Origin of the sequence: Rhizobium sp. Pop5 (assembly GCF_024721175.1) — a bacterium.
Classification (GTDB): domain Bacteria; phylum Pseudomonadota; class Alphaproteobacteria; order Rhizobiales; family Rhizobiaceae; genus Rhizobium.
Genome location: NZ_CP099399.1, coordinates 755,303 through 776,646, shown reverse-complemented (window position 1 = coordinate 776,646; position 21,344 = coordinate 755,303). Strand labels below are relative to the sequence as shown.

The 21,344-nt window shown below is 60.8% G+C and carries 19 protein-coding genes and 2 pseudogenes; 10 read left to right on the top strand and 11 right to left on the bottom strand.

The window, feature by feature from the left end:
* Positions 1-41: 41 nt before the first annotated feature.
* Complete coding sequence (locus NE852_RS05930) at positions 42-797, top strand: DeoR/GlpR family DNA-binding transcription regulator (RefSeq protein WP_258156289.1); 756 nt, start codon at positions 42-44, stop codon at positions 795-797.
* Here NE852_RS05930 and NE852_RS05925 read toward each other — a convergent pair.
* The gene (locus NE852_RS05925; protein WP_008529064.1) at positions 772-1,509 is read right to left on the bottom strand and encodes a hypothetical protein; all 738 of its coding nucleotides are present in this window, start codon (positions 1,507-1,509) and stop codon (positions 772-774) included. The genes NE852_RS05930 and NE852_RS05925 overlap by 26 nt on opposite strands.
* A gap of 133 nt (positions 1,510-1,642) precedes the next feature.
* Positions 1,643-2,650, bottom strand: coding sequence for an asparaginase (locus tag NE852_RS05920; RefSeq protein ID WP_008529066.1), 1,008 nt, complete (start codon positions 2,648-2,650; stop codon positions 1,643-1,645).
* A 204-nt stretch (positions 2,651-2,854) separates the two neighbouring features.
* Between NE852_RS05920 and NE852_RS05915 the strand changes: the two genes are divergently transcribed.
* A complete protein-coding gene (locus NE852_RS05915; RefSeq protein ID WP_008529071.1) occupies positions 2,855-4,066 on the top strand; it encodes an MFS transporter in 1,212 nt (403 codons plus the stop codon).
* 105 nt (positions 4,067-4,171) lie between these two features.
* Positions 4,172-4,723: a GNAT family N-acetyltransferase gene (locus NE852_RS05910; protein WP_008529072.1), complete on the top strand. Its 552-nt coding sequence runs from the start codon at positions 4,172-4,174 to the stop codon at positions 4,721-4,723.
* A gap of 163 nt (positions 4,724-4,886) precedes the next feature.
* Here NE852_RS05910 and NE852_RS05905 read toward each other — a convergent pair whose 3' ends face one another.
* Entirely contained in the window at positions 4,887-5,510 is a 624-nt protein-coding gene (locus NE852_RS05905; protein WP_008529073.1) for a metalloregulator ArsR/SmtB family transcription factor, read from the bottom strand.
* Positions 5,511-5,610: 100 nt separating this feature from the next.
* Between NE852_RS05905 and NE852_RS05900 the strand changes: the two genes are divergently transcribed.
* Positions 5,611-7,035: an MFS transporter gene (locus NE852_RS05900; protein ID WP_008529074.1), complete on the top strand. Its 1,425-nt coding sequence runs from the start codon at positions 5,611-5,613 to the stop codon at positions 7,033-7,035.
* On the opposite strand, the gene NE852_RS05895 is transcribed toward NE852_RS05900, so the two are convergent.
* The 4 genes and pseudogenes from NE852_RS05895 to NE852_RS05880 all read right to left on the bottom strand — a co-directional run bounded on the left by NE852_RS05895 (position 7,016) and on the right by NE852_RS05880 (position 11,048).
* The gene (locus NE852_RS05895) at positions 7,016-8,014 is read right to left on the bottom strand and encodes an NAD(P)H-quinone oxidoreductase (RefSeq protein ID WP_008529077.1); all 999 of its coding nucleotides are present in this window, start codon (positions 8,012-8,014) and stop codon (positions 7,016-7,018) included. The two genes, NE852_RS05900 and NE852_RS05895, sit on opposite strands and share 20 nt — an antisense overlap.
* A 79-nt stretch (positions 8,015-8,093) precedes the next feature.
* A pseudogene (locus tag NE852_RS05890) lies at positions 8,094-9,940 on the bottom strand (GGDEF domain-containing protein).
* 113 nt (positions 9,941-10,053) lie between these two features.
* Positions 10,054-10,296: a type II toxin-antitoxin system ParD family antitoxin gene (locus NE852_RS05885; RefSeq protein ID WP_008529081.1), complete on the bottom strand. Its 243-nt coding sequence runs from the start codon at positions 10,294-10,296 to the stop codon at positions 10,054-10,056.
* Between the two features lie 203 nt (positions 10,297-10,499).
* Entirely contained in the window at positions 10,500-11,048 is a 549-nt protein-coding gene (locus NE852_RS05880; protein ID WP_008529083.1) for an HdeD family acid-resistance protein, read from the bottom strand.
* 139 nt (positions 11,049-11,187) lie between these two features.
* On the opposite strand from NE852_RS05880, the gene betI reads away from it, so the two are divergent.
* From betI to betA, 3 genes are all read left to right on the top strand, one after another.
* Positions 11,188-11,784 carry a transcriptional regulator BetI gene (betI, locus tag NE852_RS05875; protein WP_128623561.1) on the top strand — a complete coding sequence of 199 codons (597 nt, stop codon included), beginning with the start codon at positions 11,188-11,190 and terminating at the stop codon, positions 11,782-11,784.
* Position 11,785: 1 nt separating this feature from the next.
* The gene (betB, locus tag NE852_RS05870; RefSeq protein ID WP_008529087.1) at positions 11,786-13,249 is read left to right on the top strand and encodes a betaine-aldehyde dehydrogenase; all 1,464 of its coding nucleotides are present in this window, start codon (positions 11,786-11,788) and stop codon (positions 13,247-13,249) included.
* A 190-nt stretch (positions 13,250-13,439) separates the two neighbouring features.
* Positions 13,440-15,092: a choline dehydrogenase gene (betA, locus tag NE852_RS05865; protein ID WP_258156287.1), complete on the top strand. Its 1,653-nt coding sequence runs from the start codon at positions 13,440-13,442 to the stop codon at positions 15,090-15,092.
* Here betA and NE852_RS32610 read toward each other — a convergent pair.
* Positions 15,093-15,339: pseudogene (locus NE852_RS32610) on the bottom strand (type II toxin-antitoxin system RelE/ParE family toxin).
* Positions 15,340-15,393: 54 nt separating this feature from the next.
* The gene (locus NE852_RS05860) at positions 15,394-15,840 is read right to left on the bottom strand and encodes an Rrf2 family transcriptional regulator (RefSeq protein ID WP_008529096.1); all 447 of its coding nucleotides are present in this window, start codon (positions 15,838-15,840) and stop codon (positions 15,394-15,396) included.
* Positions 15,841-16,260: 420 nt separating this feature from the next.
* Between NE852_RS05860 and NE852_RS05855 the strand changes: the two genes are divergently transcribed.
* From NE852_RS05855 to cysN, 3 genes are read left to right on the top strand one after another with little or no spacing between them, the layout of a single operon-like run.
* Positions 16,261-17,004 (top strand): phosphoadenylyl-sulfate reductase, encoded by a 744-nt coding sequence (locus NE852_RS05855; RefSeq protein ID WP_008529097.1) that lies wholly within the window; start codon positions 16,261-16,263, stop codon positions 17,002-17,004.
* Between the two features lie 17 nt (positions 17,005-17,021).
* The gene (gene cysD, locus NE852_RS05850; RefSeq protein WP_008529098.1) at positions 17,022-17,975 is read left to right on the top strand and encodes a sulfate adenylyltransferase subunit CysD; all 954 of its coding nucleotides are present in this window, start codon (positions 17,022-17,024) and stop codon (positions 17,973-17,975) included.
* 1 nt (position 17,976) lies between these two features.
* Entirely contained in the window at positions 17,977-19,461 is a 1,485-nt protein-coding gene (cysN, locus tag NE852_RS05845) for a sulfate adenylyltransferase subunit CysN (RefSeq protein WP_037172187.1), read from the top strand.
* Between the two features lie 129 nt (positions 19,462-19,590).
* Here the strand turns inward: cysN and NE852_RS05840 are convergent, their stop codons facing one another.
* Together NE852_RS05840 and NE852_RS05835 are read right to left on the bottom strand one after the other, a co-directional pair.
* Positions 19,591-20,052, bottom strand: a complete 462-nt coding sequence (locus NE852_RS05840) for a hypothetical protein (protein WP_052034557.1) — start codon at positions 20,050-20,052, stop codon at positions 19,591-19,593.
* A gap of 276 nt (positions 20,053-20,328) precedes the next feature.
* On the bottom strand, positions 20,329-21,174 hold the full coding sequence (locus NE852_RS05835) for a dienelactone hydrolase family protein (RefSeq protein WP_258156286.1): 846 nt from the start codon (positions 21,172-21,174) through the stop codon (positions 20,329-20,331).
* Positions 21,175-21,344: the final 170 nt, after the last annotated feature.

The window sequence follows — 21,344 nt, the reverse complement described above, 5'->3', positions numbered from 1 at the left end:
GCATAATTGCGACGTTTCGTAAATTTTCGTGCAGAGAGACCATGCTGACAACCCAACGCAAGACCCTGATCCTCGACATCCTGCGGCGCGACGGCCAGGCGATCGCCAAGCGCGTAGCCGAGGAGTTCGCGCTGTCGGAGGACACCATTCGCCGCGACCTCAGGGAAATGGCAGCGGAGGGGTTGCTGAAGCGCGTGCATGGCGGCGCGATGCCGCTGGCGCCGGAGTTGCCCGATTTCACTGCGCGGCGCAGCGTTTCTTCGGACGTCAAAGTGCGGCTCGGAGCGAAGGCGGTGGCGATGGTCAAGCCGGGACAGATGATCTTCCTCGACGGCGGCACGACGACGGCGGAGATCGCCAGGCAATTGCCGCGCAACATGCCGCTGACGGTCGCGACCCACAGCCCAACAATCGCCGCCGAGCTGGAGCACCATCCGACGGCGGAGGTGATCCTCACCGGCGGACGACTTTACAAACATTCGATGGTGGCGGTGGGGGCAGCGGCCGTGGCGGCGATCTCGCAACTTCGCCCCGATCTTTTCTTCCTCGGCGTCACGGCGGCGCATCCGGTGCACGGGCTTTCCACCGGCGATTTCGAGGAAGCGGCGATCAAGCGGCATATCGCGCGGTGTTCGGCCGAAACCCATGTCCTGCTGACCGAAGAGAAGTTCGACCTCGTCTCGCCCTGCCCGGTGCTCGGAATTTCCGAGGTGAGCGGACTGATCGTGCCGGCGGAGATGGCGGCCGAGCGGCTGAAACCCTATCGCGATCTCAACGGCGCAATCGCCGCAGCATGATGGAGCTGCGGGACGGCGGACGCCCTGCGGGCTGCGGCAGAAGGCTTGCGGCGAGGGCCGCGATGAACAGCGCCAGCGCGGCGAAGGCCGGCGCCATGCTGCCGGTTCCGAAGGTCAGCACCGTCTGCAGATAAGGCTGCGCCAGCGCGACGACGACGGAAAGGGCCGGCATGTCCAGCAGGCTTCCTAACAGTCGAGACAGGTCCGGCATGAAGGCTGCCGCGGCAAGCACAGCGTAGACTGCCGTCAGACGGGCCGCGAGACGCAGCGGAGCCGACGCTTCGAGCGGGCGCGCGTCGCCATCCTCGAATGGAACCATGAGATAGACGATGAAGGCGGCCAGAAACAGGAGCGGAACGGGCAGCATCGCAAGGATGACCGGCCACGCCACGGCCATATCCGCTGAGATGAAGAGAAGGAACGGCGTGGCGGCGACGAACCAGACGGTTGCGACCGGCCCCCAGAACCAGAGCAGTGACAGATAGTGAAGCCGAACCAAGGTGGCCATGAAAAGCATGCCGATGGCGATCCAGATGCAGCCGGGTTTAAGCATGCGCGATATCCACCAGATGGTCGGCTCGCAGGCGCCGGCCATCTTCTCGCAGCCTGACAGCTGGATTGTGAGCCAGGTTATATGGTCGAGACCGAGCGCAGCGAAAATGAAGATGCCGGTACCGGTCAGCACCCACCAGAGATAGCGGCCTGCAAACATGCCCTGCCCCCACGGCTTCCAGGGAACGCTCTCGCCTCCGCATCGATACGCAAACTACGTCCGACCGCAGGGCGTATCTCTTTATATTAGGTAATTCTTATTTTTTTATAACTTATATAAGCGCTTCACGTACTCATTCGGTCAGGAGGGATGTAACCCTGACATCGCCGACATGGATACCGTTCCAATTGTGCATCGAGGTCGTGGCAAAGCCCATCAGGGCAGCATGGACCCTTTCTTCCGTCTCAAAGAAGCGGGCAAGCGTGGCCGCCACCATGGCTTCGGCGGCGCGGGTCGTGCCGTCCTCGCATTTCAGCGCGATAGCGATGCCCTTTTCCGGGATCGCCGCGCAGAAGACGCCTTCGGCGCCTATCTTGACGAAGATGCGGCCGGGGGCGATCTGCATCAGCTGGGTGCAGGCGCGGCCGGAGCCCGCGACATAAAAGGGCTCGGCCATGCAAGCCTCGATCAGGCGGCGCGATGCTCTGGCGCGCAAGGGCTCCAGGCCGACGCCGGTCGCCATTTTCGCAAATCCATGGGCAAGGCCGCGCAAAGGCACAGCATAAGTCGGAATGGAGCAGCCGTCGGTACCGCAACTTTCCGCGCCGAGCACGGCGCCGGTCAGGCTTTCCATCGCCGCACGGATCTCGACCTGAAGCGGATGGTCGTAACCGACATAACCCTTCGGATCGAGGTCCTTGTGGCAGCAGGCGCAGACGAAGCCGGCATGTTTTCCGGAGCAATTGTTATGAAGCGCGGTTGGCGCGTCGAGCGTGCGGGCCTGATGGATCAGGATTTTCTGGCTCATGGACCAGTGAGCACCGCATTCCAGCACTTCGGCTCCGCGGCCGGCGCGCGTGAGCATCGAGGCGGCGAGCGCCACATGCTCTTCCTCGCCATTATGCGAGGCGCAGGCGAGCGCCAGCTCCTTATCGCCGAAGCCGTAAGCGTCGGCAGCACCGCTCTCGACCAGCGGCAGCGCCTGCATTGCCTTGCAGGAAGACCGCGGGAAGACGGCAGCCTCGATATCGCCCACAGAGAAGACAAGCTTGCCATCGCCATCGACGACGGCCACTGCGCCTCGATGGCGGCTTTCGACAAGCAGGCCTCGGGTGACTTCGACAGTGACGGGATTGGTCATGGGCTCTCATCCGGATGCTGGCAGGATGGGCAGGCATACCGCGTCAGCGCACGAAAGCCAACGGTCTTCGCACTTTGCCCACGGTCCGCCAGCCGCAATCGCATCGACCAAACATTCATCACAAAAATTGACCGAAGCGATCGACAACTATCGTTTCCCTGATGCGTCCGACGCGACTAAATGTGGTGCATCAGGAACCGCCCCATGCCATCCACTTTTTCCTTGCTCCTTCGCGACAACAGGCTCCGCATTCCAGCGGCAACGCTGGTCGCGCTCGCCTTCACCTATGCCTCGACCGTGCCGTACCAGTCGATCATCGGGATCAACGAACTCGGCATGGGCAACGGCGCCTATTCGGCGTTGGTGTTCTTCTCGGCGATCGTCAACGTCACCACAAGCCTGACGCTCGGCATCTGGTCCGACAGGCTGAAAGAACGGCGGCCGTTGGTGCTGGGGCTTTCGGTTGCCGGCATGCTCGGCTTCGGATCGATCGCGATCATTCACGGCCCTGCGGTGTTTATTTTGTCGACGCTTTTGCTGGTGCCGATGAGCAATTCCACCTATTCGCTACTTTTCGCCAGCCTGCGCGCCAGGACCAACCAGATGGACCGCGGTCGAGGGGCGGCGATCACCGCGATGGTGCGGGCGCTCTTTTCCGGTTCATGGGCGCTGGCACCGGGCTTGATCGGTCTCTATCTCGTCAATTCGCCGTCGATGACGCCGGCCTATGGGATCGCGGCGTTGGCGAGCTGCATCTGCTTCTGCCTGTATTTCTTCTTCGCGCCTGGAAATGGCAGTTCCGGTCCAGCCCCCGACCAAGCCGGCTTCCTTGCCTCGCTGAAACGGATCTTTGTGCCATATGTACTGGCACGCGTCCTCGTCATGTCGATGCTTATCGCCCTGCAGCGGCTGAATGGCATGCTCTCGCCGCTGATCATCACCCGTGCGGCGGGTGGCACGGTCGTCGATGTGGGCTTCATGGCCGGGCTGACGGCCTTTCTCGAAATGCCGTTCATGATGATGTGGGGCATGGCGCAACGGCGCTTCCGGACCGTGCATGTGCTTGCCTTCGGCGCGCTGATCTACTGCGCCTATCTGCTGATGCTCGGATTCGCATCCGCGCGCTGGCACGTCTATGCACTGCTCCTCGTCAATGCCTGCGGGGTGGCCGCGATCCTCAGCGTGCCGATCACCTATCTGCAGGACCTGATCGCGGATCGGCCGGGGCTCGGAAGCTCGCTGATCTCGCTCAACAGTTTCATCGGAGCCGGGATCAGCGCCGGGCTCTTCGCCTTCGGCACCGCGATCACCGATTATTCCGGCACCGCCTTCGTCGGCGCCGCCGCAGGCGTGGCGTCGATCGGAGCCTTGCTCTATCTCGAAAGCGGCCGACGACAGGCACAGCAACCGGCCTGAAGGCTGGCGAAGCTATTGTAACCGAACCGACCATTCGTAAGAATTTCGTCATCGCGCTCCAACAGCATTCGTTCGGCTTCCGCGGAATATTTAAGGAAGGCAAACATGTTTGACAGGCAACCGGTTCTCGATAATGAACGCGTTCATATTCGTCCGCTTACCCAAGGGGATTTTGACGCGCTTTACGCAGTCGCGTCCGATCCGCTACTTTGGGAGCTGCATCCGGCGTCAAACCGCTGGCAAAAAGACGTCTTCACTGGACTTTTCAATGCCGCCCTTGATTCAGGCGGGGCCTTGGCCGTGATAGACAAAGGTGCAAACCGGATCATTGGTTCGTCCCGCTTTAACGTGTCCGACGTGAAGTCTTCGCGGGCGGAAATCGGCTGGTCCTATCTCGCAAGAGATTATTGGGGCGGCGCTTGGAACCGCGAAATCAAGCGGATTTTGATGACACATGCATTCCGGTTCGTCGATGCTGTCTACTTCCGTATTGGGGAGGCAAACATGCGTTCTCGCCGGGCAACAGAAAAGCTCGGCACGCGCCTGCTCGAGGAGACGGAAATCATCAAAATGCCTGACGGAACGCCAGTCCTTCACGTCTTTTACGAGATCACCAAGGACGAATTTGCAGCTCAGGCGTTGCTCCCGTCCCGCTAGATCCAGTCTTTGCTCGTGAAAATAAAGACGCGAGGTTCATGCGAAAACGGGAAGTCATGATCGGCGCGGCTACTCTGGCCCTGTCCCTCGATGCATTCCGGCTTTGGCGATATCGACGGACCGGAACCACGAGAGCCCCTCATCCGCCTGCCGGCGATATCGGTCAATGCGGCGTGATGCGGTAGGCGCAGCGCCGTGCGCCGGCGAGGATGTGTTCGCTACGCTCGACCTTGGCGCCGAGAGCGGCGCGGAAGGTTTCGAGTTCGGAGCGGCAGAAGCCAGCGCAGGCAGTGGCCGCCGCGCAGATCGGGCAGTGGTTTTCGACGAGCATGAAGGAACCGTCCGCCTCCTGCCAGTGATCGGCCATATAGCCCTCGCGGGTGCGGATGGCGGCCAGCGCCTCGATGCGCGAGGCGAGATCGCCCGCATGGCCGAGTTCCTGCCGGTAGCGCGTCAGCGTCTCAGCCTCCCGGGCAGCGATGACCGTATCGAGGGCCGCAGGCCCGAGTTGCTCGACGAGCGTGCCGAGGAGATTTGCCGTCAGTTCTGCATGGCCGTCGGGAAACTGGCGGTTGCCGGCGGCGGTGAGATGCCAGAGCTGGCGCGGCCGGCCCCTACTGGCCGCGGCAACGGTGATCGGTTCCACCAACCCTTCTTCCGCCATCTTCGCCAGCTGCTGGCGCGCAGCCTCCCCCGAAATGCCGAGCGCATCGCCGATCGCCGCCGCAAGCTGCGGGCCGTCGGTCTTCATCAGGATCAATATCCGGTTGGCTGGCGACTGGCGCATATTTTCCAAGTTATTCCTTGTTTTAATCCCAGGCCTATGCAATTTTCCAATTCATAACTTGGAAAATAATCATGGGTCAGGAAAAACGCAAGGATTCATCATGTCCGAGACCGCCCTGGAACCATCAGGCTCGCCCACTTCTGTCTTTCAGCTCTTTTCTCCCACGCTTCTGCCGGCAACGCTGATGCTTGGCGGCGGAATGACGATCTCTGCAGTTGAAAGCTACATCACAGCGACGATCGCGCCGAGCATCGTGCGCGATGTCGGCGGGCTGGAACTGTTTTCGCTGGTGACGACGCTTTATATCGCCGCCACCATATTGGGTTCGATCTTCATGGCGATGCGACCGCGGAATATCGAGCTGCGCAGCGTCTATGTCATCGCGGCTGTCGTCTTCGGCGTCGGCAGCCTGATGTGTGCCGCTGCACCTTCCATGCCGATCGTGCTGATCGGCCGAACCGTGCAGGGTTTCGGTACCGGAGCACTGGCCGCTCTGTGTTACGCCTTCATCCGCTTCGTCTATCCCGAACCGCTCTGGCCGAAGGCTTCGACGCTCTATGCGGCTATCTGGGGTGTGTCGACCGTTATCGGGCCGACACTCGGTGGCTTCTTTGCGCATGGTAACAGCTGGCGCTATGCCTTTGCCGTGCTCGTTCCGCTCGCCGTGCTGATGGCGGTGCTGGCGCTACGGCTCTTACCCCGGGCCGAGGATGACCGCGAACAGACCACGATGCCTGTGCCGCAGATCTGCCTGCTGCTTGCGGCAGTGCTTCTGGTCAGTACCGCGGGGACCACCGACATGACGACGGCGAAGATTGGGCTGATTATCGTTTCGGTCGTCGCCGTCGGCGTGATGCTCGTCATGGAACGCAAGGGAGACAACCGGCTGCTGCCAACAGGCGCGGTAACGCTCAGGCAACCGATCTCGCGGGTGTACCTCACAATGCTCGGCCTCACCTTCGTCCTCGTCAGCGATATCTTCATTCCCTATTTCCTGCAGGTTCTGCACGGGGTAACGCCGCTGATTTCGGGCTATCTGGTGGCTCTTGTCGCACTCGGCTGGACGGTGGCGGCCTTTTTCAGCGGCTCCTTCTCCGGCGGGAAAGCCAACGCGGCGATCATTGCAGGCTGTGTGACGGAGGCCGTAGCAACAGCCGTGCTTGCCGTCTTCCTTGCCCACGAGAACCCTGAGGCACATCTCATCGTCCTCGGACCGGCAGCAGCAGCCATGTTCATGATGGGCTTTGGTGTCGGCCTCGGCTGGGCGCATCTCGTCGCCAAGGTGCTGAAGTTGGTCGCCGACAGCGAGCAGGATAAGGCTTCAGCCGCCATCCCGACCATGAGCTCGCTCGGCAGCGCCTTCGGGGCGGCCTTTGCCGGTGTCATCGCCAATGGCGCGGGGCTGGTCGAGCCGGGCGGCGTTGCAGGGGCAGTTTCAGCTGCAGGCTGGCTCTATCTGATCATGGCCTTGCCGGGGCTGATCGCCGTCGGCGCGGCGCTGTCGCTCAGACGAGTTTCAGCATGATCTTGCCTATGTGGTTGCTGCTTTCCATCAGCCGATGGGCAGAGGCCACGTCCTCAAAGGCAAAGGTCTGATGGATAACGGGCGCGACTGTGCCGGCCTCCAGGAGCGGCCAGACCTCGGAGAGAAGATCATCGCGGATGGCGCGTTTTTCCTCCGCCGTGCGCGGGCGCATGGTGGAACCTGTGACCGTCAGGCGCTTGACCATGATTGGGGAGAGATTGACCTTTTCGGCAAGCGCGCCGCCGAGGAAGGCGATGATCGACAGGCAGCCATCCCTCGCGAGCGAGGCGATGTTGCGCTCGAAATAGGCCGCACCGATCATATCGAGGATGATATCGACACCGCGGCCAGTCTCCGTCTTGATCACCTCGGCGAAGTCCTCGGTCCTGTAATTGATGGCACGTTTGGCGCCGAGCTTTTCGCAGGCCTCGCATTTCTCCTTCGAGCCCGCCGTCGCGTAGGCCTCGGCGCCGAAGGCGCGGGCAAGCTGGATCGCCGTCGTGCCGATGCCGCTCGCGCCGCCATGGATCAGCACCGTCTCGCCTTCCGTCAAACCCGCCATCTGGAACAGATTGGCCCAGACGGTAAAGAAGGTCTCGGGAAGGGCCGCAGCCTTCAGCGCATCGTAACCCTTCGGAAACGGCAGGATCTGGCCTGCCGGCAGCACACAATATTCGGCATAGGCACCGCCATTGGCAAGCCCGCAGACCTTGTCGCCGACGGCATGGCCGCTGATGCCGGGGCCGATCGCGACGATTTCTCCTGATAGTTCCAGGCCGAGGATAGGGCTTGCATCCCTAGGCGCGGGGTAGCTGCCCTGGCGCTGCGCAATATCGGGGCGATTGACGCCGATCGCCTCGGTGCGCACGAGGACCTCCCCCTCGCCCGGCACAGGAAGCGGGCGCCGTGCTATCGTCATGACATCAGGCCCGCCGAAGGACGGCAGATCCACGAAACGCATTTCCTGAGGCAATGGCATGACCCGGCTCCTCCCCGATCGAAAGCAACCGGAATAGATCAGCCCCTGAAGCTTGGGAAGGCAGGAAGTAGCAAAGGCGTCAATTCGCCTCGCCTAACATATGGAAGACGAGGCCTTCCTCGCTCTCCTTGGCGGCCGATTTGATGATGGCGATCTCGGCGCTGACGCGATTGATGTCGTCGATAACGAGGCCTTCCGGCAGTTCGATGACCCCGATCGAGCAGCGCATCAGCGGAAACAGGGCTTCGACGCCGGCGCGGTCGTGACCGCGGATGCGGCCGGCGGCGCGGTGCTCATCGGAATAGAGATCGCGCACGTCATCATCGAAATCGCTGATCACCCGGTCGAGGATCTCGGTCAGCTCTTCCTTGGTCCAGCCGATGACGCCGATGAAGAAATCGTCGCCCCCGACATGGCCGAGGAAATGACGCTCGGTGAAGAAATAACGGCGCATCAAGGCGGCAAAAAGCGAGATCGCATGGTCGCCGAGATGGAAACCGTAGGCATCGTTGAAAGGCTTGAAATTGTCGAAGTCGCAATAGCAGAAGTGACGGACCTCATCGCCATCGCGGCCGGACTGGCGCATGAAATCGCGGATGGCGCGGTTGCCCGGCAGGCCGGTCAGCGGATTCTGGTCCTGCGCCGTCTTCAGCTGCTTCTCGTTGATGACCTTGATCAGCGAGGCGGCGGAGACGACGCCGGCGTAACGCATATTGTCGGTCAGGATCAGGCAGTTGCTGCCTTCCATATTGGCGAAGATCGCCATCAGTTGCTCGGTGTCGCTGTCGAGACCGACGATCGGCGCCATCTCGACGAAATGCGAGATGGAACGCTCATACATCTTGTTCTTCAGGAGATCCCGGCCGAAAGGCTGATAGATATATTCCTTGAGGTGATGCTCGTGGATGATGCCGCGCGGCTCACTATTGGCATTCAAAACAGGGAAAAAGGCCTGGCGCGGGTTGCGGCGAAAGAGTTCGAACACGCTGTCGATGCTGTCGTTCTCGTAGACTGCCGGCAGCATTTCGATCTGCTTGCGGATGAGGATCTCGTCGAGCGACTGGGTGTTCCGCTTGCTCTTGCCGAGGTCCTGCAGATGGGGGAAGGAGGGCGCCAGCTCCGATATATGCGTCGTCGGGCGGGAAATGAACCAGCCCTGGACGAGATCGACGCCATATTCGCGGCAGGCGATGAATTCTGCCTCGGTCTCGATGCCTTCGGCGATAACGCGCGTGCCGAGCACATGGGCGATGTTGACGATGCTCTTCAAGAGATGGCGCTTGCGAGGGCTGCGGTCGATCTCGGCAACGAAATGGCGGTCGATCTTCAGGTAATCGACGGGATGATCGCAGAGCAGCTTGATCTCGCCGTGACCGACGCCGAAATCGTCGATCGCCAGCTTGAAACCGGCCTTGCGCAGCTTGGAAACAAGGCCGGGAAACTCCGGCACGCCGGTATTGTCGAAACGCTCGGAGAATTCGAAGCAGACGGAGGACGGCGGAATATTGGCCGTCCTGAGATGCTGAAGCAGGTTTTCGACCAGGCGTTCGCCATGCGGGATGAGCCGGACGTCGAGATTGAGGAAAAGCGTCGAAGTGGAGAAATTCGGCAGCGTGGCGAATTTGGCAAGTGCCCGGCTGGCAAGCATCTGTTCGAACTGCAACAGCTGGCCGGTCTGGTGGGCCTCGTCGAGAATGTCGACCGGCGTGTCATAGCCGATGCGTTCCTGGCCGCGCATGAGGGATTCATAGCCGAAAACAGTACCCGTGCCAGCCTCGACGATCGGCTGAAAGGCATTTTCGACCACGAGCTTGGCGAGCGTTACGATCTGATCACTGGCGTATCGGCGCAGAACACCAGGCTCGATGGTGGCAGCCAAAGACATGCCAATCTCCACTGTGATTTGTTCTTTTGTGCCAGGACCATGCCCGCAGAAGGGTCAATGAACTCTTTCGCCAGTGTGAAAGTTTTATGAAACGCGCAGGGGCCGCTGCGCGCCCAGCGTTTATTTGATTTTTCCAATGCAATCAAATTCTTGCTCAGGCGGAGCGACGGCGTTCCGCCTCATGATCGGCGAACATGTCGGCGACGCATCTGCCGCCTGAGGGACCGCCCTCCTCGTCAAGAACGTCAGCGCGGAATTCGTTGAGCTTGCGGGCGGCATCCCAGAGGCGTAGCGCCTCTCGGACAACTTCGCTGCTCGAGGCATAGCCGCCATTATCGACGGCCGCGCGGATACCCGCTGCCTGTTGCGGAGAGATGGAAACGGTAACCATCGGCATGAACTTCCTCCCTTTTTCTGATTAGGCAGAACCTGCCTCTTGGGGGACGCATGACCATTTTCGGCATTCCGGTGACAGCAGCCAGCGCCTTGGAGCATTCGCACATCGGACGATCCTGGTAATTAGGATCGACCCCTAATCCTTCAAGTCTAATCCCCTGTCATGTGCTTGTCAAAAAAACAGGGCAACACCCCTCTATGGGTTCAACTGCGGATGCCAAAGCCGAAGGCGATCATCGTCCAGCCCTGAACGATGAGATCTGCAGCCAGGAAAAGGCCAAGGATCCAGAGACTGTTGACCGGCCAGCCGAGTGCAATGACAAAGCCGGCAAGGGCGGTGATGAGACCGCTTGTGACAATCCAGCCCCAGCCCTTGAGCGGCCGCATGCGCATGCCCACCCAGAGACGGAAGATGCCGGCGACGAGCAGTGCAATGGCCAGAAACAGGGTCAAGGCTGCCGAGGTGAAGATGGGATTGATGAAAGCGCAGATACCGGCGAGCACGTAGAGCACGCCGCTCAAAGCCCAAAAGAGCACGTGATCCCAGCCGCGCACCTGGAAGGCATGGATGAGATAGATGACACCGCCTGCCAGCATGAGCATGCCGACGTAAAAGACCGAAGCGACGGTCGCCATCAACAGGTTGCTGAGAGCGATGAGGCCGCAGATGAGAAGCAGCACGCCGAGGCCGACGAACCATACCCATTTCGACCGTAGCGAGGATGCGGGCATTCCATCGAAGAGACTGGTCATAACACACCTCCTGATCAATTTCGGATATGTTGCACCGGTTCTTCCGGAAAAGATCTGCGTCAGATCAATTCAGCAAAGATTTTTATTGATTGATCAGTCAATCAAAAATAATCTGACCCGATCTCAAGGAGTTTTTCGTTTGCCGAAGGTCGGAATGGAGCCGGTGCGCCGCAAGGCGCTTGTCGATGCAGCGCTGCGGGTGATCGGCGATCACGGCTCGCTTGCCGTCACCATGTCCGATATTGCCCGGCAGGCTGGCGTCTCCCCCGCCCTCGCCCACCACTATTTCGGCAGCAAGGATCAATTGCTGATCGAGACGATCCGCTCGCTACTGAGACAGTTGCGCGGCGATGCGGTGACGGCACTCAAGGCAGCGAAGAGCCCAAGGGAACGACTTTCGGCCGTCATCCGGGTCAGTTTCCATGCCGACCAGTTCGCGCCGGACACGATCGCCGCCTGGCTTGCCTTCTATGCCGAGGCGCAGCGCTCGGAGGAGACGCGGCGCTTCCTGGTGATCTATGCCAGACGGTTGCGCTCCAACCTGCTTGCCGATCTCAAGGCGCTCCTGCCCACCGAGGCCGCAGAACGCATTGCCGAAGGCGCTGCGGCGATGATCGACGGGCTCTATATCAGGCAAAGTCTGAAATCGGCGCCGATCGGCATTGAAGCCTCGATCGCGCTGACCGAGGATTATGTGAACGCACTTCTATCCATCACCTCCCCCAAGGACAAATGACATGAAAGCCCAGCCGAAAGCCTCTCACTTCATCGACGGCGAATATGTCGAGGATACCGACGGCACCGTCATCGAGAGCATCTATCCCGCGACCGGCGAGGTGATCGCCCGGCTACATGCCGCGACGCCTGCGATCGTCGAGACGGCGATCGCAGCGGCCAAACGCGCGCAGCCGGAATGGGCGGCGATGAGCCCGATGGCGCGCGGCCGCATCCTGAAACGGGCGGCCGACATCATGCGCGAGAGAAACCGGGCGCTTTCCGAACTCGAAACGCTCGATACCGGCAAGCCGATCCAGGAGACAATCGTCGCCGACCCGACCTCGGGCGCCGATGCCTTCGAATTCTTCGGCGGCGTCGCACCAGCCGGCCTCAACGGCACCCATATCCCGCTCGGGCAGGATTTCGCCTATACCAAACGCGTGCCGCTCGGCGTCTGCGTCGGCATCGGCGCCTGGAACTACCCGCAGCAGATCACCTGCTGGAAAGCCGCGCCGGCGCTCATCTGCGGCAATGCCATGGTGTTCAAGCCGTCCGAGAACACGCCGCTCGGCGCGCTGAAGATCGCCGAAATCCTGCACGAGGCCGGACTGCCGAAGGGGCTCTTCAACGTGATCCAGGGCGACCGCGACACCGGGCCGCTGCTCGTCAACCATTCTGACGTCGCCAAGGTGTCGCTGACCGGCTCGGTGCCGACCGGGCGCAGGGTCGCTGCCGCCGCGGCCGGCAATCTGAAACACGTGACGATGGAACTCGGCGGCAAGTCGCCGCTGATCATCTTCGACGATGCCGATCTCGATTCGGCGGTCGGCGGGGCGATGCTCGGCAATTTCTATTCGACCGGACAAGTTTGCTCGAACGGCACGCGCGTCTTCGTGCAAAAGACGATCAAATCAGAATTCCTGAAACGGCTGAAGGCGCGCACCGAGGCGATGCTGATCGGCGATCCTATGGACGAGGCGACGCAGATCGGGCCGATGGTCTCCTGGGCGCAGCGCGAGAAGGTGATCTCCTACATCGAGAAGGGCAAGGCCGAGGGCGCGAGCCTGATTGCCGGCGGCGGCATTCCGAACAACGTCTCCGGTGAAGGCTATTACGTGCAGCCGACCGTCTTTGCCGATGTCACCGACGACATGAGCATCGCCCGCGAGGAGATCTTCGGGCCGGTCATGTCAGTGCTCGATTTCGACGACGAGGACGAGGTGATCGCGCGTGCCAACGCCACCGAATTCGGCCTTTCCGGCGGCGTCTTCACCGCCGACCTCACCCGCGCCCACCGCGTCGTCGACCGGCTGGAGGCCGGCACGCTCTGGATCAATACCTACAATCTCTGCCCGGTGGAAATCCCCTTCGGCGGCTCGAAGCAATCCGGCTTCGGGCGGGAGAATTCGCTGGCCGCGCTGGAGCATTATTCGGAATTGAAGACGGTCTACGTGGGCATGGGGCCGGTGGCGGCGCCTTATTGAGGGCGTGAAGAACCCCTCCCCACAAGGGGGAGGGGCTAATGCGGGGCATCGGTTTTAACCTCCATCGATCTCATCGCTTGTGGCGGTGATTTTGAACTGAGGCAGCGCCGCGAGTTAGGCCCCTTCCCCTTGTGGGGAGGGGTTGGGGGCGGGGTCTTCAGACCGTTGCACAAGAATCTAAGGGAACGTCATGCAACAAGCAGATTTCATCATCGTCGGTTCGGGCTCGGCCGGTTCCGCCCTCGCCTACCGCCTCTCCGAAGACGGCAAGAACAGCGTCCTCGTCATCGAGGCGGGCGGCAGCGATTTCGGGCCGTTCATCCAGATGCCGGCAGCGCTCGCCTGGCCGATGAGCATGAAGCGCTATAACTGGGGTTACCTTTCCGAGCCGGAGCTGAGCCTCAACAACCGGCGCATCACCGCGCCGCGCGGTAAGGTGATCGGCGGATCCTCCTCGATCAACGGCATGGTCTATGTGCGCGGACACGCGGAAGACTTCAACCGCTGGGAGGAGCTCGGGGCCAGCGGCTGGGCCTATGCAGACGTTCTCCCCTATTTCAAGCGGATGGAACATTCACATGGTGGCGAAGACGGCTGGCGCGGTACGGATGGGCCGCTGCACGTCCAGCGCGGCGGCTTTACCAATCCGCTGTTTCGCGCCTTCATCGACGCCGGCAAACAGGCCGGATTCGAGACGACGGAAGATTATAACGGCAGCAAGCAGGAAGGCTTCGGCCTGATGGAGCAGACCATCTTCGGCGGCCGCCGCTGGTCTGCCGCCAACGCCTATCTGAAACCGGCGCTGAGGCGGCAGAATGTCGGCATCGTCTACGGCTTCGCCCGCAGGATCGTGATCGAGGACGGACGCGCGACCGGCGTCGAGATCGAACGCAATGGCAAAGTCGAGGTGGTGAAGGCAAACCGCGAGGTGATCGTCTCGGCCTCCTCCTTCAACTCGCCGAAGCTGCTGATGCTCTCCGGCATCGGCCCTGGCGCACATCTGACGGAGATGGGCATCGAGGTGAAGGCCGACCGGCCAGGCGTCGGCGCCAATCTGCAGGACCATATGGAGTTCTACTTCCAGCAGGTGAGCACCAAACCGGTGTCGCTCTATTCCTGGCTTCCCTGGTTCTGGCAGGGAGTGGCCGGCGCGCAATGGCTGCTCTCCAAAGGCGGGCTCGGCGCCTCCAACCAGTTCGAGGCCTGCGCCTTCCTGCGGTCTGCGCCAGGCTTGAAACAGCCCGATATCCAGTATCACTTCCTGCCGGTGGCGATCAGCTATGACGGCAAGGCGGCGGCGAAAAGCCACGGCTTCCAGGTCCATGTCGGCTATAACCTGTCGAAATCGCGCGGCAATGTGACGCTGCGCTCCGCCGACCCCAAGGCCGATCCGGTGCTGCGCTTCAACTATATGAGCCATCCCGAGGATTGGGAGAAGTTCCGCCACTGCGTCCGGCTGACCCGCGAGATCTTCGGGCAGAAGGCCTTCGACCATTATCGCGGACCGGAGATCCAGCCGGGCGAAGGCGTCCGGAGCGACGATCAGATCGACGCCTTCCTGCGCGAACATCTGGAAAGCGCCTATCACCCGTGCGGCACCTGCAAGATGGGAGCCAAGGACGATCCGATGGCGGTGGTCGATCCGCAGACGCGGGTTATCGGCGTCGATGGCTTGCGCGTCGCCGACAGCTCGATCTTCCCCCACGTCACCTACGGCAACCTCAACGGACCGTCGATCATGACGGGGGAAAAGGCGGCGGATCATATTCTCGGCAAGCAGCCGCTGGCGCGCTCGAACCAGGAACCGTGGAGCAACCCGCGCGCGGCGGTAAGCGACAGATAGTCAGTGGTAATCTTCTTCGCGCTGGTGACGGATGGCGAGGACGATGACGGTCGATTCGTTCATCACCTGGAAAATATCCAGCCGAGCCGAAGGGGACGACGAGTTCGCGCAGTAAAGGATCATCCGCAGATGCGCGTCTCGCCATAAGCGGGAAATCCGTGAGTATCATCAGCGCTTTCTGAATGGCGCTGATGGCACGTTCCGCCAAATCCGGATCGCGTTCGATCAGAAAATCTGCGAGCCCCAGATCCTCATAGAAGGTCTGGAAAAACCGGGAACGATCAAAGAAATCCGGCCCGGATCAGGCCAGCAACCGGGTGACTTCGGCGCCGCGGACCGGTTGTGCGGCATCGGCGATGGTCGTCGAAAACAGCACCTTGCGGGTCGCGTCGGCCACCTTGGCGAAGACGTGGCGGATCTGGCAGCTCTGCTCGCCATCGCAATCGTCGCACTTCCGGTAAGCAGTGATCGAAAGACAGGGAAGCGGGGCGATCGGGCCGTCGATGATGCGCAGGATCTCGCCGAAGGTGATGGCGTGAGCCGGTTTCAGCAAGAGATAACCGCCCTGCTTGCCGCGACGGCTGACGACGATGCCGTGATGTTTCAGGTCGAGCAGGATCTGTTCGAGGAACTTCTTCGGGATCTTCTGCTGCGCCGCGATATCGGAAATCATCACCGGTTCGTCGGCATCGGCATCAGCCAAGACCGTGAGCGCCCGCAGCGCATATTTCGCCTTTTGCGTAATCATCTCAGACCATCGATACACACAGACAGCGCGAATTTCCGCGCTGCTTCAACAGTACTTTCGTCTCTATTGCACAGCCAGCATGAACGGAATTTGAACGCGCCGGAGAAAGCCTTGGGAGACAAGCGTTTTGGCCTTATTTTTCGCTCTTGGCCAACCCTCGATAATCTATGCCAAAACGCCCCCTTCTGCACTCTTTTCGGCATCAATTCAGATTTCCGATTGACAGGCTGCGTGTAACTCTACTATTTCTATAGACATTCAAGCTGCCAATGTGGATTTTGATCCGCATGCGGCTGCTTTTCTGCATTGCGGCAGCTTCGGAGAGATATTTGCTCCTCCGCCCGCAGCTTTCGAAATCCCTTTTTCTGTCCGATCCAAGATCGAACTGCGATACTCCGGCTAACAACGGACAGGATTCTCATGACTGTTACCAATCCTATTGCAGAAGCCGAGGCGCTGAACGACAGGCTGGCAGGCCTCGACCTCGCCGGACGTCTGTCGCTGGTCTCAGGCCTCGGCGGCCGCGTGGTGTTCACCACCTCTCTCGGCATCGAAGACCAGGTCATATCGGCCGAAATCGGCACGCACCGCCTGCCGATCGATATCGCGACATTGCAGACCGGCCGGCTGTTTCCCGAAACGCTTTCCCTGATCGACGAGACCGAGAGCCAGTACGGCGTTCATATCCATCGCTACGAGCCCGAGCAGGCCGATATCGATGCCTATGCGGCAAAGTACGGCCTCAACGGTTTCTACGAGAGCGTCGAGGCCCGGCATGCCTGTTGCGGCGTCCGCAAGCTGAAGCCGCTTGCGCGCGCACTCGAGGGAGCCGCGATCTGGATTACCGGCCTGCGCCGCGGACAATCGGTCAACCGCGCCGAAACGCCCTTTGCCGAGTATGATGCCGAACGCCACCTGCTGAAGGTCAATCCGCTCGCCGACTGGGACATCGACAGGATCAAGGCTTTCGTCAGCGACAACGGCGTGCCGGTCAATCCGCTGCATGCCCGCGGCTATCCGTCGATCGGCTGTGAGCCGTGCACCCGCGCCATCAAGCCGGGTGAGCCGGAACGCGCCGGCCGCTGGTGGTGGGAGCAGGACGAGAAGCGCGAATGCGGTCTGCATGTCGCCGAAGAGGCGGCCGCGATCGCCGTGCAGCAATAAGAAGTCTGGAGTTTTAAATGCCCGATACCCGTCAGGATACGGAACTGACCAATCCGCAGAGCGCCAAGCCGCCACTCGACCCGCATCTGAAAGCGCTGGAAAACGAAGCGATCCACATCTTCCGCGAAGTTGCCGCCGAATTCGAGCGTCCCGTGATGCTCTACTCGATCGGCAAGGATTCCTCCGTGCTGCTGCATCTCGCCCGCAAGGCCTTCTATCCCGGCCGCGTGCCCTTCCCGCTGCTGCACGTCAACACGGGCTGGAAATTCGCGGAAATGATCACCTTCCGCGACGAGATCGTGAAGAAGTACGATCTCGACCTGATCGAGCACATCAATCCGCGCGGTGCGGCCGAAAACATCACGCCGTTCACCTATGGCTCCGCCCGCTACACCGACATCATGAAGACCGAAGCGCTGCGCAATGCGCTCGATGCCGGCCAGTACGACGCAGCCTTCGGCGGCGCGCGGCGCGACGAGGAAGCCTCCCGCGCCAAGGAACGCATCTATTCTTTCCGCACGCCCGACCATCGCTGGGATCCGCGCAACCAGCGCCCCGAGCTCTGGAACGTCTATAACGGCCAGATCCGCAAGGGCGAAAGCGTGCGCGTCTTCCCGCTGTCGAACTGGACCGAAGTCGATATCTGGCGCTACATCCAGGCCGAAGAGATCCCGATCGTGCCGCTCTATTTCGCGGCCAAGCGCCCCTATGTCGAGCGCGACGGCATGATGATCGCGGCCTCCGATCCGCGCCTCGAGCTGCTGCCCGGCGAAGCAAAGCAGGAAGATTTCATCCGCTTCCGCACGCTCGGCTGTTTCCCGCTGACGGGCGCGATCCGCTCAACCGCCACTACCCTTGAAGAGATCATCGCGGAGCTGGAAATCGCCACGGTTTCCGAGCGCCAGGGCCGCGCCATCGACCGCGACCAGTCCGGCTCCATGGAAAAGAAGAAGCGTGAAGGATATTTCTGAGATGACCGCAGCAATTCCCGCAAACGTCGTCGCCGTGCCCGCCGCCGAGCCGCTCAAGGCCCAGCGCGACTCGCGCCCGTTGCGCCTCATCACCTGCGGCAGCGTCGATGACGGCAAGTCCACCCTCATCGGCCGCCTGCTTTGGGATACCAAGGCAGTCAAGGAAGATCAGGCGGCAACGCTTCGCCGCGATTCCACCGGCAAGCAGAACGATCTCGGCCTGCCCGATTTCGCGCTGCTACTCGATGGCCTGCAGGCCGAGCGCGAACAGGGCATCACCATCGATGTCGCCTATCGCTATTTCTCGACCGACAAGCGCTCCTTCATCGTCGCCGACACACCCGGCCATGAGCAGTACACCCGCAACATGGCAACCGGCGCTTCGACCGCCGATCTCGCCGTATTGCTGGTCGATGCCCGCGCCGGCATCCTCGAGCAGACACGCCGTCATGCGACGATCGCTTCGCTCCTCGGCATCAAGCAGTTCGTGCTCGCCGTCAACAAGATCGACCTGACGAATTACGACCGTGCCGGCTTCGACAAGATTACCCACGAATTCAAGGAATTTGCGCTCTCGCTCGGCGTCAAGCAGATCACCGCGATCCCGATGTCGGCGCTGAAGGGCGAAAACGTCGTCTATTCCGGCCAGGCTGCAATGCCTTGGTACAATGGCCCGACGCTGGTCGAAACGCTGGAGCACGCAACCGTGCGCTCCGGCCAGACCACAGGCTTCCGCCTCTCCGTCCAGCGCGTCTCGCGCCCCGGCGAAAGCTTCCGCGGCTATCAGGGCACGGTTGCCGGCGGCTCGGTCAAACCAGGCGACAGTGTCATGATCCTGCCGTCCGGCATGGTCGCCAATGTCGCGAAAATCGTTACCTTCGACCTGGTGCGCAATGCCGCCGTCGCTGGCGATGCGATCACCCTTGTGCTCGACCGTCAGGTCGACGTGGCGCGCGGCGATATGATCGTCTCGATCGACAGCCAGCCGCAGACGGGGATCGCCTTCGACGCGCAGGTCGTCGCCCTGCAGCCGGAAGGCATCGAAGCCGGCAAGCGCTACTGGCTGAAGAGCGGTTCGCGCCGCCAGCGCGTTCAGGTGGAGCCCGTCAGCCAGCTCGAGCTCAAGACCGGCACGTGGAATTCCGCCCAGCGGCTCTACATGAATGCCATCGGGAAGGTGCGTCTCGTCTTCGACGAAGCCGCGATCTTCGATCCCTACGAACAGAACCGCGCCACCGGCTCGTTCATCCTGATCGATCCGGAGACGAACAACACGATCGCCGGCGGGATGGTGACCGGCAAGCGTGCCGATGTCAGCGGTCTGCACGGCAGCGATGCCCGCGTGATCCTGTCGCTTCCGGCCGATCTCGCCGAGCAGATCATGGCAAGCGAACTGTTCGCCAACCGCCGCCACGAGGCGGAAGTGCGCCGCATGACGGCATCGGAAGCGGCCGAACTCTGGTCGAGCGCGGCAAGCGATATTTGATGAGAGATTTGAGGGCAGGTCGTGAGATCGACCTGCCCTCGTCCGCCTCCGGCACGCCTGGTGGACGGGTGACCATGAAGTTGGAGACGCCCGGCTCCATCAAGGGTTAATCGCACGAATTGCCGATGCTTATAGCTTTGAATCGGCAGTTTTCTTGCTGGTCGGCTTATCCGGGTCGATGACCTTCCTCACCTTCTGCGACAACTGTTCGAGCGTTGCCATCACTCGGTTTACCTGCGACAGCGTGGCGGCCGGATCGGATCTTGTCACGACATATTCCCTTTTGAGCGTCGCCAAGTGTGCCTCCGTTCGCTTTCGGAAGACTAAGCCGGCATCCCTAGCCCATCGCGATCGCTCGCCAATGTCGTGATGAAGGCCGCGAATCTTATTGGATTCATGCCCTTTGGCGAGCAGAAACGCATTCAGATGGAGTTCGATCGAGTGGAGAGCCAGAAACCGGCGCGGAGTGTGCGATAGCGATTTGCCCCGAGGCGAGCATTTTCCAAGCAAAATCGCAGCGGTTCGGTAATGCGATGCCAGTTCCAGAATATCGTGAACGCTTGCTTCACGCCCAGGGTATGCTGCATCCAAGACAAGAACCTCCCCTTGGTTCCAACGTATTGGTGCAGATTGGCAGGATGCAGGTCGGAGTCAATATCGCCAAAACGTGTTAAGCCGGGCTGTCTGAGCCGAGTTAAATAGGTCTGGACACATTTCAAGTAACCTAATGACTTCGCATTATAGTCCGGCGCCCAGGCAACCCGTAACCTATTGATAAAACGATGTATACACTCCGGTAACGGGTACCACGGTGGGTGCTCAACGCCCGTCCTTCGAGGTTTCGGCTTTGGCCTCGTCGCGCATACATTAGTTCGAGAGGTACTTTCGAAGGAAAGTGTGAACGCTGCGGATGGACTTTTCTGCAGCATCTGGATTGTATTTTTCTATATGTCCGAACACCTGCCGTCCCACCTTGAACTCCGGGGCATCAAAATCGTGGTAAACACCCTTGTAGATATCGAGCTCGATCGGCGGGCTATTGTCACTAAGATTGGCAAGCCTCTTCTTGCATGGATCAGCCGGGCTCCAATTGTCTCGATCGCCACTCAAAATCAGGATCGGCACTGTCGCATCGCCCTGATTTCCTGCACAGGCCGGATAATAGGCAACCGCTGCCTTGAATTTGTGGTCCATAAGCTGTTCGTTGCCTTCGACTTTTGTTCCCTCCAGCGTCGCGGTGCCGCCCACTGAAAAGCCCATCAGGGCGACGCGCTGAGCATCGACAAAGCTTTGTTTCGATAAGAAATTCAAAGCGCCATAGGCGTCGAAGACGCGATTGGGGAGCTGGCTTTGACACGTATCCTGGATGTTGCGGGTGGTGAAGCTATCGACAACCAGCACGACATAGCCCCATGACATCAGCCGTTTCGGCCAAAGGTCTTTGATGCTCAAACGCATGCCCTCGCAACCATGCATGACGACGATCGCCGCGAACGGACCACTACCTTCGGGTCGAGTCAAATATCCGAGTAACGGCGCGCCCTGCGGTTGAGGGAGAATTTCCCCCTGTTCGCTGGCCTTGCGTATGCGAAATGGGCTTAGCTTTACCGGCGCGCTTTCGAAGTGAACCACTTCGTCGGCATCAACCTGGTTTCCAGTGAAGGTGACGCCGAGAACAGCGACAAGGCCAAGAAAAAGTCTCATGGTTTTCACTGAACTTCTCCACCGTTTGATCAACAGCCTGCTGTCAGTAAAATTCCTCGCCTACCTCTCGATATATTGCCTGGACAGCAAGTTCCGCCGATGGATGGCGTCTTCCCGCCGATAAACCCGGTATTTCCGTACAATGGTGCCCATTTCCAGTGCGGCATCTGTGGCCGGGA